Genomic DNA, 15365 nt, shown 5'->3' on the forward strand with positions numbered 1-15365 from the left:
CCCGGCGAAGGAGAAAACTGTCACCCATGCAATCAGTCCATTCTGTTACCTATCTATCCGGTTCGGACACCGGGCATTTCTCCCCGTATAGGGACGGGGAGAAAGACATTGTCATCGGCGGTTTCGCGAACGGCTGCCGTTGCAGAAAAGGCGCTGGCGTTGCAGCAAGTTCCTTCTCCCCGTCACTATACGGGGAGAATGTGGCAGCAGCCGGATGAGGGGCAGCGCCGGCCTTGTGAAGCGAACAGTTCACAGCGCCGTCAGGTCGCTGATCAGCCCCGATGCCACCGACAGCCGCGACACGGTGATGTCGCCGCCCTCGGTCAGCGCCTGCAGCCGCTCGCGGATGCGCCCGACCCTCTCGCCGCCGGCCTCCAGCCATGCCGCCACCGGGTCCGCCGCCCCGGCGTGGCCGGTGAGCGCTGCGACGGCGATGCCGCGCCTGGCTGCGCCGATCGTGTCGGTGGCGCGGAAAAGCGCCAATTGATCGTAGTAGTCGGACGGCGCGATCGAGCGCGCCGCATCCTCGACGCGCGGAATGCGGAAGGCATCGCTGACCGCGAAAAACGCCTTCGCGGCGGCGATGATGTCGGCATTCGCCGTTCGGGCCGTCAGCGCGATGTCAGGCACGACGCCGGCCACATCGGTCAGCGCCAGATGTTCTGCCAGCTGTTCGGGCGCGCCGCCCTTGGCCAGACCATGCCGCCGCTCCTCTATCCGCTCGCGCGAGAAGGCCGGAAGCAGCGAAGCGAGCTTCGGCTCCAGTGCCTTGCGGGCGTTCTGCAATTCGGCGATCCGTTGGCCGAGCGGAGCGGTGCTGGTATCGTTCTTCAGATACCAGCCGCTGGCGACATAGGTGAGCCGGCTAACCGCCTGATATAGGTCGAGCTGCACCTGCCCGTCGATCTGGTTGTCGAGCGCGTCGATCTGGCGATAGAGCGCCGGCAAGCCAAAGCCGTCGCGCACCACAGCGAAGGTCCGAACCACGTCGGCCGCGCTGCGACCGGTTGCTTCCTGCAGCCTGTTGACGAAGGGTGGGCCGCCGCGATTGACCAGATCGTTGGTGACGACACGGGCGATGATTTCGCGGCGCAGGCGATGGCCATGGATTTCGGCCGCGAATTTCTTCGTCATCCGGTCCGGAAAATAGCCCATCAGGTCACGGTCGAAATGCGGATCGTCCGGCACGTCGCTGGCGACGATGTCGGAAAACAGCACGATCTTGGCATAGGCCAGCAGCACGCCGAGCTCGGCCCTGGTCAACGGCTCGCCGCGCGCCTCGCGCTCGGCAAGGCCTGCCGGCGACGGCAGAGCTTCGACATTGCGGTCGAGCAGGCCGCGCGCCTCGAGCGCTGCCATGAAACGGCTCTGATGGGCGATATCGGCAAGGCCGCGCTTGCGGGCAAGGGACAACGCCAGCGTCTGCTCGTAATTGTTGGACAGCACCAGCGCGCTCACCTCGTCGGTCATTTCGGCGAGAAGCTTGTTGCGCGCTGGGCGGGTCAGCGCCCCCTTGCGCATGGCGGAAGCCAGCGCGATCTTGATGTTGACCTCGACGTCGGAGCAGTTGACGCCGCCCGAATTGTCGATGGCGTCGGAATTGCAGCGCCCGCCATTCAGCCCGAACTCGATGCGGGCCCGCTGCGTCGCGCCAAGATTGGCGCCCTCGCCGATGACCTTGGCGCGCACTTCGAGCGCAGTCACCCGAATGGCATCGTTGGCGCGATCGCCAGCGTCCTGGTTGGTTTCCGTCGATGCCCTGAGATAGGTGCCGATGCCGCCGAACCACAAAAGGTCGACCGGCGCCTTGAGGATGGCGCTCATGATCTCGACCGGCGAGGCGGTCGTCTTGCCGAGGCCGATCGCCGCGGCCGCGGCCGGCGGCAGCGTGATCGATTTCTGGCTGCGCGAGACGATGATGCCGCCTTCGGACAGTTTTGTCTTGTCGTAGTCCTGCCAGCTCGAACGGGCGAGGGCGAACATGCGCCGGCGCTCGGCCATCGAAACCGCCATGTCGGGAGCGGGATCGATGAAGATGTCACGATGGTCGAAGGCGGCGATCAGCCGGGTCTGCTCGGACAGGAGCATGCCGTTGCCGAACACGTCGCCCGACATGTCGCCGACGCCGACAACGGTGAAGGGTGTGGTCTGGATATCGCGGTTCATCTCGCGGAAATGCCGCTTGACCGCTTCCCAGGCGCCCTTGGCGGTGATGCCCATCTTCTTGTGGTCGTAGCCGGCCGAGCCGCCGCTGGCGAAGGCGTCGTCGAGCCAGAAGCCATGCTTCTCGCTGATGGCATTGGCGGTGTCGGAGAAGGTCGCCGTGCCCTTGTCTGCGGCGACGACGAAATAGGGGTCGTCCTGGTCGCGCCGCACGACCTCAGCCGGCGGAATGACGCCGTCCAGGCCGATATTGTCGGTGATCGACAACAGGCTGGAGACGTAATTCTTGTAGGCGGACGCGCCGGCTTCGAAGATGGCGTCGCGGCCGGCGCCCATCGGCAGCTTCTTCGGATAGAAACCGCCCTTGGCGCCAACCGGCACGATCACCGCGTTCTTGACCTGCTGCGCCTTGACCAAACCGAGCACCTCGGTGCGGTAGTCCTGGGCGCGGTCCGACCAGCGCAGGCCGCCGCGCGCGACCGGGCCGAAGCGCAGATGCACGCCCTCGACCTCGGAGCCGTAGATGAAGATCTCCCGCCACGGCCGCGGCGCCGGCAGGCCGTCGACCGCTTGCGAATCGAGCTTGATCGCCAGCGACTGGCCCTTCTCCTTCAGATCGGGAACGAAATGATTGGTGCGCAGCGAGGCTTCGATCAGGTTGAGGTAGCGACGGACGATGGTGTCGTCGTCGATGTTGGGAACCTCTTCCAGCGCATCCCTGATCTTGGCCTTGAGGTGCCTGGCCGCGACCGCCCCGTCCGTCTGCGCCGTCGGTCCGAGGCGGGCGACGAACAGCTCATGCAGGCCACGCGCGATCTCCGGATAGCGGTTGAGCGCGGCGGCAATGAAATCCTGGCTCTGTGGGATGCCGGCCTGCTGCAGATAGCGGCCGTAGGCGCGCAGGATGGAAATCTCGCCCGACCACAGGCCGGCGGTCTGGGCAAGGCCGTTATAGCCGTCATTGTCGATGTCGCCGCGCCAGACGGAAAGGAACGCGTCTTCGAACAGCGCGCCGCGGTCGCCAAGGTCGATTGGCTTGCCGTAGCTGTTTTCGAGTTCCATGTCGTGGATGAAGACCATGCCCGGCTGATCAGTATTGATCATGTCGGAAGCCTCGTCCCCGACCTCGAAGGTGCGCTCGCTGATAACGCGGAAACCGATGTTCTCCAGCACCGGCACCCGTCGCGACAGCGCCACCGGGCTGCCATGGTGATAGATCTTCAGCGCCGCCTGATGCGGTTCCTGGTTGGCATGACGATAATAGTCGATGGCGATCGGATTGGCCGCGCTGATCCTGGCGATGCGCCCGGCATCGGCCAGCGCCTCCGCCGGTGAGAAGCTGTCGCGATAGCTTCCCGAGAAGCGCGAGGCGATCGCCGTGAGCGCCGCATCGGCGCCGGTCTCTTCGGCGGTCTCGCGCAGAATGTCGTCCCAGGTCCGCACGATGGCGCGGATCGCTGCCTCGATCGTCGCCTGGTCGACCTTCGGCGTCCTGCCGCCGGAACGCCCGATGATGAAGTGGACACGAGCCAGCCCGCCTTCCGGGAAGGCCGGGTAGTAGGCCGAAAGCCGGCCCTGGAACATCGTCTTCAGATAGGTGCCGATCTTCTCGCGCACGACGCTGTCGTAGCGGTCGCGCGGCACGAAAACGAGGATCGAGACGAAACGGTCGAACTGATCGGCGCGCACCAGCGCCCTGACGCGCGGCCGCTCGATCAGCCCCAGAATGGCTTCGGCGTGCTTGCGCAGGATCGGCACCGGAACCTGGAACAGCTCGTCGCGCGGATAGCTCTCCAGCACGTTGATCAGTGCCTTGCCGGAGTGGTCTTCAGGGTTGAAACCGGATTTGGCGATGATGGTTTCGGCTTTCGACCTGAGATAGGGGATCTTCATCACCGAGCGCGTGTAGGCAGTCGAGGTGAACAGGCCGACAATGCGCAGCTCGCCGGCAAGCACGCCCTTGGCGGTGTAGGTCTTGACGCCGATGTAATCGAGATAGATGCGGCGGTGCACCGACGATTTGGCATTGGCCTTGGTGACGATCAGCGATTCCGGCCCGTGCAGGAAGGCGCGGATTTCCGGCGTCGTCGACACCGCTTCGGTGCCGCGCCGCAGCACCAGCACGTCGGGATCGGAGAGGATGCCGAGGCCGGGCTTTTCGGTGCGCTCCAGGGTGCCGCTCTTCTCGCCGCCGGTATATTTGAACTCGCGCATGCCGAGGAAGGTGAAATTGTCGTCGCGCAGCCATTCGAGGAGGGCGATCGCTTCGGTGACGTTGGCCTTGTCGAGCGGCACCGGAGCGTAGCGGAACTCGGAGATTGCCTGGTCGAGGCGGGCCAGCATCGGCTTCCAGTCGGTGACGGCGGCGCGCACCTGGCCCAATATTTTCTTCAGCCGGTCAGCCAATGCCTCGGCCTGCTCGGACGAAAGACGGCCGATATGGACGTGGATGACGCTCAGCCGTTCATGACTGTGATCGCCCTTGGCGAAGCCGCCATCGCCGAGGATTTCGTCGACGCCGCTCTTGCCGTGCCTGACGACGATGACCGGATGGGTAACCAGCAGCGGTTCGCCAGCGCTCTCGGTGATCTCGCCGAGGATGGAATCGAACAGGAACGGCATGTTGTCGTTGACGACGGTGATCACCGTCATCGGCCTGCCCTGGCGCACGACACCGGAATCAACCTCTATGGCGACGACGCAATCGCCCTTCTTGTGCCTGGCGACGGCGCGTCCGGCGAGATCGGCGGCACGTTCGAGTGCGGTGACCTCATAGGCGGCGACATCTTCGGCCGGCGCACGGGCCAGCAGGTAATCGGCAAGCCTGCCGGGTTTCTCGCTGCCCTTGGCCGTGCTTATCTTTTTCAACTGGCTTGCAGATTTCAGGCCGGCCATGTCGCTAAATCCCTCCCTCATATGTTTTGCGACTATGGTAGCAGATGACCGATATTTGGCGACAAAGGTTTGACCGCTTGCGACGAAATGTCGGGATTCGCCGGTGGGTCACCGAAAATGAGGAGAAAATCCGCCATAAAAGACAAAATCATCGCACTTGACCTCGCGCCTGCGGAACTGAGCGAAGCGACGAAAGCCTCTTTCGCCAAATGCGAGGAGAAGCTCGGCCTCGTTCCCAATGTGCTTTTGGCCTACGCTTTCGATGAGACGAAGCTGCGCGCCTTCACCGACATACCACGCGATGGCGCGGTGAGAGCATGGCGGTTGCGAGCCAACCGGACCTCACATTAGTGATTCGCATTCTCGTTGCTTGTTTTTCGGTTTGGTCCGATTATCGCCCTGCGGCGTGACCGCATGTCGGTTCGACGCCCGCCGATCAACGGAAGATCAACGGAGGAGAACATGGCGAAATTTCTCTATGTCTATCACGGCTCCGGCAAGATGCCGACCGACGACGCCGAACGGCAAGCGGCGATGGATGCCTGGAACGGCTGGTACGGCAAGCTTGGCTCGGCCGTGGTCGACGGTGGCAATCCGGTCGGCATGTCGAAGACCGTGCTGCCCGGCGGCAAAGTCGAGAACAATGGCGGCAGCAATCCGACCGCCGGTTACACAATCATCGAAGCGAACGACATCGACGATGCCGTCGCCAAGGCCAAGGATTGTCCTATCCTGAAGGACCCGGGTTTCAGCGTCGAGATCGCGCCGATCATCGAAATGGGCTGACGCACCGGCTCAGGATCGAGCCGCAATCGCCGCCGCGGCACCGGCCATGGTGGTGGCGCTGACGCGGTTGGCGATCTTCATCGCCCGCCTGCTCTTCAAGAGTTTTCGCGCCTGCGCTGCTGCCAGCACCCAGGCCAGATCGATGGCGACCAGAACCACGGCCATGGTCAGCGTCAGCTCGATCCAGCCGACGACCGTCACTGAGGCGAGATCGATGATGGTCGGCAGCAGCGCCAGGTAGAACATCATGATCTTGGGATTGCCGAGCGTCACCGCCATGCCGGCAAAGAACAGTTTGACGGCCGACTCCTCGCGCGGCATCTCGCCTTCGCGCGCCTCGACCGGGGCCGTCCACATCTTCCAGGCGAGGTAGGCGAGATAGGCGACGCCGACCCATTTCAGCACGACGAAGGCAAGATGGAAGGTCTGCGCCACCACCGCCAGCCCGAACACCGCCAGCGACAGCCAGATGGCCTCGCCGATCCACATGGCGAGCAGGAATGGAAACACGTCGCGAAAGCCCTTTGCGATAACCCGCGCCACCAGGGCGGCAATCGAGGGGCCGGGCGAGCCCGCGGCGACGAAAAGGGCGGCGGCGAAGATCAAAAGCGAGGTGACGTGCATGTGAGTGCCTTCGAGCGTCAGAGAGCCCAAGGATACCCGATCAGCGGCGGTTTGGCACCCCTGCAGCTTGCAGAGAACTTTGCCCTCTGAACAGGCGTCGGCGCTGCCCCTCATCTGGCTGCCGCCATCTTCTCCCCGTCAACGGGGAGAAGGGCGCTGTCATCGACGGTTCCGCCAATTACCAGCGTTGCAAGAAATGAACGCCGAGGGTGCGCTCAGCGGTCTTCTCCCCGTTCACGGGGAGAAGGTGCCGGCAGGCGGGTGAGGGGCAGCGCCGACCCCCTTCAATGAGACGTCGCCTTACGCCGCGCCGACCACTTTCGCCGATTTCTCAAAACGCTTGCGCTCGTTCGGGTCGAGATAGAGCTTGCGCAGACGAATGGTCTTCGGCGTCACTTCGACCAGCTCGTCGTCCTGGATCCAGGCCAGCGCGCGTTCCAGCGTCATGCGGATCGGCGGCGTCAGCTTCACCGCCTCATCCTTGCCGGCAGCGCGGATGTTGGTCAGCTTCTTGCCCTTCAGCACGTTCACTTCGAGGTCGTTGTCGCGTGAATGGATGCCGATGATCATGCCCTGATAGACCTTGACGCCTGGATCGATGACCATCGGGCCGCGGTCTTCCAGGTTCCACATCGCATAGGCCACTGATTCACCCTGCTCGTTGGAGATCAGCACGCCGTTGGTGCGGCCCGGCAGCTCACCCTTGTAAGGCTCGTAGGCATGGAACAGCCGGTTCATGACGGCGGTGCCGCGGGTGTCGGTCAGCAGTTCCGACTGGTAGCCGATCAGGCCGCGCGTCGGCGCGTGGAAGACGATGCGCTGGCGGTTGCCGCCTGACGGGCGCAATTCGACCATCTCGGCCTTGCGCTCCGACATTTTTTGCACGACGACGCCGGCATGTTCCTCGTCGACGTCGATGACGACTTCCTCGACCGGCTCGAGCAACTCGCCGTTCTCGCCCTTCTGCATGACGACGCGCGGCCGCGACACGGCAATCTCGAACCCTTCGCGGCGCATCGTCTCGATCAGCACGGCAAGCTGCAATTCGCCGCGGCCGGAGACGAAAAACGAATCCTTGTCAGGCGATTCCTCGATTTTCAGCGCGACATTGCCTTCGGCCTCGCGCAGCAGGCGGTCGCGGATGACGCGGCTGGTCACCTTGTCGCCCTCGGTGCCGGCCAGCGGGCTATCGTTGACGAGGAACGACATCGTCACCGTCGGCGGATCGATCGGCTGCGCATGCAGCGGCTCGGTCACCGACGCGTCGCAGAACGTGTCGGCGACGGTGCCCTTCGACAGGCCGGCGATGGCGACGATGTCACCCGCCTGCGCCTCGTCGATCGGCTGGCGCTCGAGGCCGCGGAAAGCCAGGATCTTCGAGATACGGCCGGTTTCGACCTGGGTGCCGTCATGATGCAGCACCTTGACCGCCTGGTTGGATTTCAGCGTGCCGGATTCGATGCGGCCGGTGATGATGCGGCCAAGGAACGGATTGGCTTCCAGGATGGTGCCGATCATCCGGAACGGACCGGGGTGGACGGTCGGCGGCGGCACATGCTTGATGACGAGGTCGAACAGCGGCGCCAGACCCTGGTCCTTCGGACCTTCGGGGTTTTCCGACACCCAGCCGTCGCGGCCCGAACCGTAAAGGATAGGGAAGTCGAGCTGCTCGTCGGTCGCGTCGAGCGCTGCAAACAAGTCGAACACTTCGTTGACCACCTCGACGTGGCGGGCGTCCGGCCGGTCGATCTTGTTGATGACGACGATCGGCTTCAATCCGACCTTGAGCGCCTTGCCGACGACGAATTTTGTCTGCGGCATCGGCCCTTCGGCGGCGTCGACCAGCACGATGGCCGAATCCACCATCGAGAGGATGCGCTCGACTTCACCGCCGAAATCGGCGTGGCCGGGGGTGTCGACGATGTTGATGCGGGTGTCCTTCCAGTCGACCGAGGTCGCCTTGGCCAGGATGGTGATGCCGCGTTCCTTTTCGAGATCGTTCGAATCCATGGCGCGTTCGGCAACGCGCTGGTTGTCGCGGAATGAGCCGGACTGTTTCAGGAGCTGGTCGACGAGGGTGGTTTTCCCATGGTCGACGTGCGCGATGATCGCGATATTACGAATTTTCATGTTGTGGTCTCGGGAGCGTTGCAGGCAGCAGGCCAAAAGGCGCTGCCTCTTTCGGTTGGGCGGCTCATACAGGGTTTTTCGCAATTGCGAAAGAGGAGGCGTGCCACCAAATAGATGGTCACCAAATCTTAAGCGTCTTGGTGTGAAATTGAATTATTAACCAAAGCGGAACCTTTCACGGTCGGGACAGTTCAAATTTCATGAGCAAAACGGGCATCAGATACCGGCCAATCCTTGCATGGGCTGCCCTCGCCGTCCTGCTTGCGGCAGGCGTGGCACAGTCGGCCGCGACGTCGACGGAGCCTGCCCTGCCGTCCGACACCCGAACGGCGGAGCAGTTGTTTGCCGACGCTCCCGATGGCGTCGACCCGGTGGTGACCGGGCCGGTCAGCGCCGCCTTCAAGCAAAGGCAGGAGGCCGCCAACTGCGACAGCGCTGTTTGGCCCAATATTCCGACCGTTTGCTATCCGGATTAGGACTGCTTTCCGCACATTGTCGGAAAGGTCAGATCGACCCTTCCTGAAGTCTCGCCAACGCCGGCGCAGCCCCCCATCCGCCTGCCGGCACCCCCGTAAACGGGGAGAAGCCCGCTGCGCGAAATGTCGGCTCTCCTTCTGCAACGTTCGCGATTAGCGAAATCTTCGATGCGGGCCACTTTCTCCCCGTTTACGGGGAGAAATGTCCGGCAGGGCAATGAGGGGCAGGGACGTCACCCAGGATTGATACAAAATGACCCAGTCCCCTCACGCCGAATGCACCGGGTCGAGCGTGATCTTGTAGAGTTCATTGTCGTCGCGATCCATCAGCCGCACCGTCATCTGTTCAGTGGCGCCGTCGATGTCGACGAGGCCGAAGAACTGCAGGCCGGCCGAGGGTGGCAGGTTCTGCCCCTGCTCGGCGGTTGGCGCCTTGATGAATTTCAGCTCCGGGCCGAAGGTCATGTCGAAATCATTGGGTCCATAGGTGCCGGCATGGAGCGGACCCGAGACGAATTCCCAGAACGGATTGAAGTCCTGGAACTGCGCCTTGTCGGGATTGTAGTAATGCGCCGCCGTGTAGTGCACGTCGGCGGTCAGCCAGACGGTGTTGGTGATGCCGGCATTCTTTATGTAGCGAAGGAGGTCGGCAATTTCCAGTTCGCGGCCCTTGGCCGGGCCATTGTCGCCATTGCTGACGGCCTCGGCGCCGGCCTTGTTGGCGGCGTCGTTCCAGACGACGAGACCAAGCGGCATGTCGGCGGCGATGATTTTCCAGGTCGCGTTGGAGTTTGCCAGTTCGCGCTTCAGCCACTTCATCTGCTGTTCGCCGAGGATGCGCGATTGCGGCGTCACCGTATCCTGCATGCCAGGACCGTTGGCGCCGCGATAGGAGCGCATGTCGAGGAAGAACACGTCGAGCAGCGGCCCGTAGGCGATCTTGCGATAGACGCGGCCCGGTTCCGACGGCTCGTAGCGGATCGTCGTCATCTCGTGGAAGGCACGTGCCGCGCGTGCCGCCAGCACATGGATGTTTTTTTCCGAGTAGCGGTCGTCGGCGCTCAGGTTCTTCGAATCCGACCAGTTGTTGACCACCTCGTGATCGTCCCACTGGTAGAAGGTCGGGCAGATGGCGTTTAGCCCCAGCACGTTCTTATCCATCATGTTGTACTTCCACTGGCCGCGGTACTCGTCCAGCGTCTCGGCAACCTTGCGCTTTTCCTCGATGAGGACCTTGTTCTTCCACTTGCTGCCGCCGGGCAGCTCGACCTCGTCCTTCATCGGGCCGTCGGCATAGATGGTGTCGCCGGAATGCAGGAAGAAGTCGGGCGTATGCTTGCCGATCGTGGCATAGGTCTTCATGCCGGTGTCGTCGATGCCCCAGCCCTGGCCGGCGGTATCGCCCGACCAGGCGAAGCGGATGTCGCGTTTCGAGGCCGGCGCCGTGCGGAAGCGGCCGACGATCGGCTCGGAGACGGCGTTGATGTCGGCAAGATCGGCCGCGACCATGCGGTAGAAGATGTCCTGGTCGGAGGTGAGGTCGGTGAGCAGCCGCTTTACGGTGTAATCGCTGGCCGGCGACGTATCGAACGGCGCAAGGCGCAAGGGATTGGCGAAATTCTCCGTCGACGAGACTTCGAACATGACGCGCGAAGGGCGGTCGGTCCGCGTCCACACCACGCCACTGGTTGCGTCGACATCGCCCGACTGGATGCCATGGGTGAAGGCGGGCCGCTGATTGGCGCGCGAATAATAGGGAAGCGCGAGGCCCGATACGCCGACGAGGCCGGCGGCGCTCGCCGACGTGACAAAAGCGCGGCGCGAAATCTTGTTCATGGCTGTCTCCTGGATGGCTTAAACGTCGCCGCCAAGGTCCCGCCTCAATGTTTCACGCACATCTCGAAACCATGAAGGTTTCGTTACAAACAACAGGAGAAGGCTGGGTCGCGCAGTCGGCGAAGCTGCCGATCTCCCCCACAAGGGGGGAGATTGGCAATCCGGCCGACGGCGCCTCTCCTGTGACGAGGGCGCCNATCTCCCCCCTCGTGGGGGAGATGGCCGGCAGGCCAGAGGGGGGCGCTGTCCCGCCGACGTACAAATAGAAATCAGACAGAGTCGCAAACCCTTACCGACGCAGAATCCAGAGGCTGGCGATCCTTCGCGCCCCCCTCTGCCCTGCCGGGCATCTCCCCCACAAGGGGGGAGATTGGCAATCCGGCCGACGGCGCCTCTCCTGTGACGAGGGCGCCCTACGCCGGTTGGCCTTCCGGCTCGAAGGCCGGTCGGCTGGTGTTGATCAACAGCGAGAGGCAGGCTGCGGCTATTGCCGTCATGCCGGCGATGAGGAAGGCAAGTTCGTAATTGCCCTGCAATTCACGCATGGTGCCGCCGAAGAAGGCGGCCGCCGCTGCACCCACCTGATGGCCGGCGACGATCCAGCCGAAGACGATCGGCCCGCTGCGGTCGCCGAACGCCTCGTTCGACAGCCTGAGCGTCGGCGGCACGGTGGCGATCCAGTCCAATCCGTAGAGCACGGCGAAGATGATCAGGCTGGTCGACGAAAAGCCGGAATAAGGCAGATAGATCAGCGACAGGCCGCGGATGCCATAATAGACGCCGAGCAGCTTGCGCGGGTCGAAACGGTCGGTGAGCCAGCCCGACAGCGTCGTGCCGATCAGGTCGAAGATGCCCATCAGCGACAGCAGGCCGGCGGCTTGCACCTGGCCGATGCCCATGTCGCCGCAAAACGCGATCAGGTGCGTTCCGACCAGTCCGTTGGTGGTGAAGCCACAGATGAAGAAAGTGGCGAACAGATACCAGAACACCCGCGTGCCGGCGGCACGACGCAGCGTGCTGAGCGTGTGGGTGAGGAAATTGCCCTGCGAGGCCGGCGGAACCGGCGGCACGTCGTCGGCCTCAGCGCCGTAGCGCACCATGCCGATCGCGGACGGCCGTTCCGGCACCAGCAGCCAGACCAGCGGCACCAGGCAGGCGGTGGCGACCGCAATGGCGATGGCGACAGGCTTCCAGCCGCCCGACTGCGCGAGCGCGGCGAGCAGCGGCAGGAACACCAGCAGGCCGGTGGCGGCCGAGGCCGACATCAGCCCCATCACCAGGCCGCGATTGGTCTTGAACCAGCGATTGACGATGGTGGCGCCGAGCACCGTGGCGACCGCGCCGGAACCGACGCCGGAGAATACGCCCCATGTGAGAAGCAGGTGCCAGGGCTGGGTCATCAACAGGCTGAGCGCCGTCGAGCCCGACATCAGCACCAGCGACGCCAGCAGCGTGCGGCGCAGCCCGATCCGTTCCATCAGTGCCGCGGCAAACGGCCCGGTCAGGCCGTAGAGGAAGATGCCGATGGCCGCGGCGAGCGAGACGACATCGCGCCGCCAGCCGAAACTCTCCTCCAGCGGCAGCATCATGACGGCCGGCACCGACCGCAGGCCCGCCGCGATCAGCAGGCACAGGAAAATGACGGCCACCACGACGAAAGCATAGCGCTGGCCAAACGGGCGGGATCGAGCTATCATGTTACTGACCGGTACGTTGCAATGCATGGGAGCATACGTACCGATCGGTAACATTGTCAAGCAGGCAACGGCACGTCCAAGAATGAAAAGCATTGAACCAGCGATCAAAGCGGATGAACGGCCCCGCGCGGGCGAAAAAATCCTTCGCGTTGCCCGCGACCTGTTCTACCGGCAAGGCATCAGGGCGATCGGCGTCGACGAGATCGTGCGGCGCGCTGGCGTCACCAAGCCCAGCCTCTATCGCAGCTTTCCCTCCAAGGACGAATTGGCCGCGTCCTATCTGCGGCAATACGACCTCGAGTTCTGGGCCCGCTTCGACGCGGCGGTGGCTGCCCATCCCGGCAATCCGCGCGCGCAGATCGCCGCCTTCCTGACCCGCATCGGCAAGCGCACGCAAAAGCCCGACTATCGCGGCTGCGGCATGACCAATGCGGCCGTCGAATATCCCGAACGTGGCCACCCGGCCCGCGTGGTGAGCGAGGCCAACAAGCAGGAATTGCGCCGACGCCTGCGCGCCATGGCGGCGGCAATGGGTGCCAGCGACGCCGATACGCTGGGCGACGGGCTGCTGCTTCTGATCGAAGGCGCCTATATCAGTGGCCAGCTGTTCGGGGCCGGCGGACCGGCAAAGTCTGTGGCCAGCAATGCCGACCTGTTGATCGAAGCGAGCTTGAAGAAATAGCGTTTGACGCTACCGTGCGGCAGCCCCGAAACGGAGTTGCCCGCGATGCGTGCTCTTTTGCTGATCCCGCTTGCCCTCGCCGGCCTCTGCCAGCCTGCCCGGGCCGGCGCCATTTCCAGCGCCTACACCGATCTCGACTGGAAGAAGGACTGCGTGACCTACGCGCAAGCGGAGGAAGGCGACGGCGACTGGGCCAGTCTCGCCTGTTCGGGCTATCGCGGCTACCCGGTGCTGATCGCCTACGACGACGCGCGGGAATCGCTGTTTTATGGTTTTCCGCCCAGCAACATGACCCCAGTCTGGGAAAGTTTTGTCGCCTTCAACTCGGCGGCATCCAAACTCGAGTGGCGCATCGAGACGAACGGCGATCGCGCCGTCCCGTTTGCGGTCATTCATCGGCGCTCGATCAGCAATCCCGAGGTGGAGAACAAACCGACCGACGTGCTGATCGTCGCCAAGGTCGGGCAACCGGAGACCTATGAAGGCTGCACCGTCGGCCTGGTGCTGGCCACCGGCAACCCCGGCGCCAACGACCAGGCACGCAAGCTCGCCGACGAGAAGGCGCGGACCTTTGCCTGCGGCAAGGACAAGCGTGTGGTTATCGGCAACGCACCCGCTTTCGGCCGCGTCGATAATTAGGAGCGCGTCGCATTGAAAAGTAACGTCGGTCAGCGCTGCCCCTCATTGCCCTGCCGGGCATTTCTCCCCGTATAGTGACGGGGAGAAAGACGCAGCCATCAATGGTTTCGCCAATTACCACCGTTGCTGAATGGGCGCCAAGGTCGAGGTCAGCGGGCTTCTCCCCGTTCACGGGGAGAAGGTGCCGGCAGGCGGATGAGGGGCGGCGCTACGCCAGCAGTTTGCTCGCAAATTCAGCGCTGGGCTACTTGCTTGCCTTGGCCCGTTCGATCGCCTCGACGATCATCTTCTTGGCGTAGGCGGCGTCGTGCCAGCCCTCGATCTTGACCCATTTGCCGGGTTCGAGATCCTTGTAGTGCTCGAAGAAGTGCTGCACCTGCTGGCGGGTGATGTCGGGCAGGTGCGTGTATTCGGTGACGTTCTCGTAGCGCAGCGTCAGCTTGGGCGACGGCACCGCGATGATCTTTTCGTCGAGGCCGGAATTGTCCTCCATCACCAGCACGCCGATCGGCCGCACATTGATGACGCAACCCGGCACCAGCGCGCGCGTGTTGCAGACCAGTACGTCGATCGGGTCGCCGTCACCCGACAGCGTGTGCGGCACGAAGCCGTAATTGCCGGGATAGCGCATCGAGGTGTGCAGGAAGCGGTCGACGAACAGCGTGCCGGCCTCCTTGTCCATCTCGTACTTGATCGGCTCGCCGCCGATCGGCACCTCGATGATGACGTTGATGTCCTCCGGCGGGTTCTTTCCGATGGCGATGGCTTCGATACGCATGGCTTTTGTCCCTCTTTCGATTGGAAACCGATAGCGGGCAGCGGCGCATGGTGCAATGCGGCGAATGGTACTGAAATCGGCTGAGGGTGCTGGCGAGAGGGGTATCGAGCCGTCACTCCCAGACGAAGGCGACCTTCTTCAGAGCCTTCTGCTCGAAAACCTCGACTCCCTCGGCGACGTCGCGGCCGCCGGCGCCGGCATAGAAGGTGAGCGCGTTCTGGTTGTCCTCCAGCGCCCACACCACCATGCCTTTCAGCCCGTGGTCTGCCAGTCGCGCCCGTGCTGCCGAGAATAGCCGGCTGCCGAGCCCGATGCCCTGATATTCCGGGCGCACGTAAAGTTCGTAGATCTCGCCCTGCTGCTTGAGCTCGCGGGCGCGGTTCTTGCCGATCGTGGCGTAGCCGGCAACCTTGCCGCCGATCTCGACAACCAGGACGGTGGCGGCGCGGCGGATGGCGTTCGCCCACCAGTCGGCGCCGCGGCGGTTGATCATCGATGTCAGCGTGCGATGCGGGATGATGCCGGAGTAGGCGCCGCGCCAGGCCAGCAGATGCACGTCGGCGATGGCGCTTGCGTCGCGCGGCTCGGCTTTCCTGATGTCGATGCTCAGCGTCTTCATGATTGGTTAACCATAAACCCGCATCGCCCGATTGCAAGAG

11 protein-coding genes and 1 pseudogene are annotated in these 15365 nt (G+C 63.7%); 5 read left to right on the forward strand and 7 right to left on the reverse strand.

What is annotated here, in order from left to right; genetic code table 11:
* Nucleotides 1-249: 249 nt before the first annotated feature.
* Complete coding sequence (locus tag X738_RS63650; RefSeq protein WP_023800468.1) at nucleotides 250-5058, reverse strand: NAD-glutamate dehydrogenase; 4809 nt, start codon at nucleotides 5056-5058, stop codon at nucleotides 250-252.
* A 135-nt stretch (nucleotides 5059-5193) separates the two neighbouring features.
* Here X738_RS63650 and X738_RS63655 point away from each other — a divergent pair.
* A pseudogene (locus X738_RS63655) lies at nucleotides 5194-5361 on the forward strand (peroxidase-related enzyme); the annotation flags it as partial.
* A 159-nt stretch (nucleotides 5362-5520) separates the two neighbouring features.
* Nucleotides 5521-5844, forward strand: coding sequence for a YciI family protein (locus X738_RS63660; RefSeq protein WP_023800470.1), 324 nt, complete (start codon nucleotides 5521-5523; stop codon nucleotides 5842-5844).
* A gap of 9 nt (nucleotides 5845-5853) precedes the next feature.
* On the opposite strand, the gene X738_RS63665 is transcribed toward X738_RS63660, so the two are convergent.
* Both X738_RS63665 and typA read right to left on the reverse strand, forming a co-directional pair.
* Complete coding sequence (locus tag X738_RS63665; RefSeq protein ID WP_023800471.1) at nucleotides 5854-6468, reverse strand: LysE family translocator; 615 nt, start codon at nucleotides 6466-6468, stop codon at nucleotides 5854-5856.
* 300 nt (nucleotides 6469-6768) lie between these two features.
* Nucleotides 6769-8598, reverse strand: a complete 1830-nt coding sequence (typA, locus tag X738_RS63670; RefSeq protein WP_023800472.1) for a translational GTPase TypA — start codon at nucleotides 8596-8598, stop codon at nucleotides 6769-6771.
* A gap of 200 nt (nucleotides 8599-8798) precedes the next feature.
* On the opposite strand from typA, the gene X738_RS63675 reads away from it, so the two are divergent.
* Complete coding sequence (locus tag X738_RS63675) at nucleotides 8799-9074, forward strand: hypothetical protein (RefSeq protein ID WP_023800473.1); 276 nt, start codon at nucleotides 8799-8801, stop codon at nucleotides 9072-9074.
* A 267-nt stretch (nucleotides 9075-9341) separates the two neighbouring features.
* Here the strand turns inward: X738_RS63675 and X738_RS63680 are convergent, their stop codons facing one another.
* Nucleotides 9342-10910, reverse strand: a complete 1569-nt coding sequence (locus X738_RS63680) for an alkaline phosphatase D family protein (protein WP_023800474.1) — start codon at nucleotides 10908-10910, stop codon at nucleotides 9342-9344.
* Nucleotides 10911-11323: 413 nt separating this feature from the next.
* Nucleotides 11324-12607 carry an MFS transporter gene (locus X738_RS63685; RefSeq protein ID WP_031255484.1) on the reverse strand — a complete coding sequence of 428 codons (1284 nt, stop codon included), beginning with the start codon at nucleotides 12605-12607 and terminating at the stop codon, nucleotides 11324-11326.
* An 82-nt stretch (nucleotides 12608-12689) separates the two neighbouring features.
* On the opposite strand from X738_RS63685, the gene X738_RS63690 reads away from it, so the two are divergent.
* Together X738_RS63690 and X738_RS63695 are read left to right on the forward strand one after the other, a co-directional pair.
* Nucleotides 12690-13289, forward strand: a complete 600-nt coding sequence (locus X738_RS63690; protein ID WP_023800476.1) for a TetR/AcrR family transcriptional regulator — start codon at nucleotides 12690-12692, stop codon at nucleotides 13287-13289.
* A 45-nt stretch (nucleotides 13290-13334) separates the two neighbouring features.
* Nucleotides 13335-13928: a hypothetical protein gene (locus X738_RS63695; RefSeq protein ID WP_023800477.1), complete on the forward strand. Its 594-nt coding sequence runs from the start codon at nucleotides 13335-13337 to the stop codon at nucleotides 13926-13928.
* Between the two features lie 244 nt (nucleotides 13929-14172).
* On the opposite strand, the gene ppa is transcribed toward X738_RS63695, so the two are convergent.
* A complete protein-coding gene (gene ppa / locus X738_RS63700; protein ID WP_023800478.1) occupies nucleotides 14173-14706 on the reverse strand; it encodes an inorganic diphosphatase in 534 nt (177 codons plus the stop codon).
* 112 nt (nucleotides 14707-14818) lie between these two features.
* Complete coding sequence (locus tag X738_RS63705) at nucleotides 14819-15325, reverse strand: GNAT family N-acetyltransferase (protein WP_023800479.1); 507 nt, start codon at nucleotides 15323-15325, stop codon at nucleotides 14819-14821.
* Nucleotides 15326-15365 lie beyond the last annotated feature (40 nt).

This window comes from Mesorhizobium sp. L48C026A00, from assembly GCF_000502375.1.
Classification (GTDB): domain Bacteria; phylum Pseudomonadota; class Alphaproteobacteria; order Rhizobiales; family Rhizobiaceae; genus Mesorhizobium; species Mesorhizobium muleiense.

Coding starts and splice junctions, on each gene's coding strand:
- X738_RS63695 (WP_023800477.1), top strand. CDS start 13,335: ATGCGTGCTCTTTTGCTGATCCCGCTTGCCCTCGCCGGCCTCTGCCAG.
- ppa (WP_023800478.1), bottom strand. CDS start 14,706: ATGCGTATCGAAGCCATCGCCATCGGAAAGAACCCGCCGGAGGACATC.
- X738_RS63650 (WP_023800468.1), bottom strand. CDS start 5,058: ATGGCCGGCCTGAAATCTGCAAGCCAGTTGAAAAAGATAAGCACGGCC.
- X738_RS63665 (WP_023800471.1), bottom strand. CDS start 6,468: ATGCACGTCACCTCGCTTTTGATCTTCGCCGCCGCCCTTTTCGTCGCC.
- typA (WP_023800472.1), bottom strand. CDS start 8,598: ATGAAAATTCGTAATATCGCGATCATCGCGCACGTCGACCATGGGAAA.
- X738_RS63675 (WP_023800473.1), top strand. CDS start 8,799: ATGAGCAAAACGGGCATCAGATACCGGCCAATCCTTGCATGGGCTGCC.
- X738_RS63660 (WP_023800470.1), top strand. CDS start 5,521: ATGGCGAAATTTCTCTATGTCTATCACGGCTCCGGCAAGATGCCGACC.
- X738_RS63685 (WP_031255484.1), bottom strand. CDS start 12,607: ATGATAGCTCGATCCCGCCCGTTTGGCCAGCGCTATGCTTTCGTCGTG.
- X738_RS63705 (WP_023800479.1), bottom strand. CDS start 15,325: ATGAAGACGCTGAGCATCGACATCAGGAAAGCCGAGCCGCGCGACGCA.
- X738_RS63680 (WP_023800474.1), bottom strand. CDS start 10,910: ATGAACAAGATTTCGCGCCGCGCTTTTGTCACGTCGGCGAGCGCCGCC.
- X738_RS63690 (WP_023800476.1), top strand. CDS start 12,690: ATGAAAAGCATTGAACCAGCGATCAAAGCGGATGAACGGCCCCGCGCG.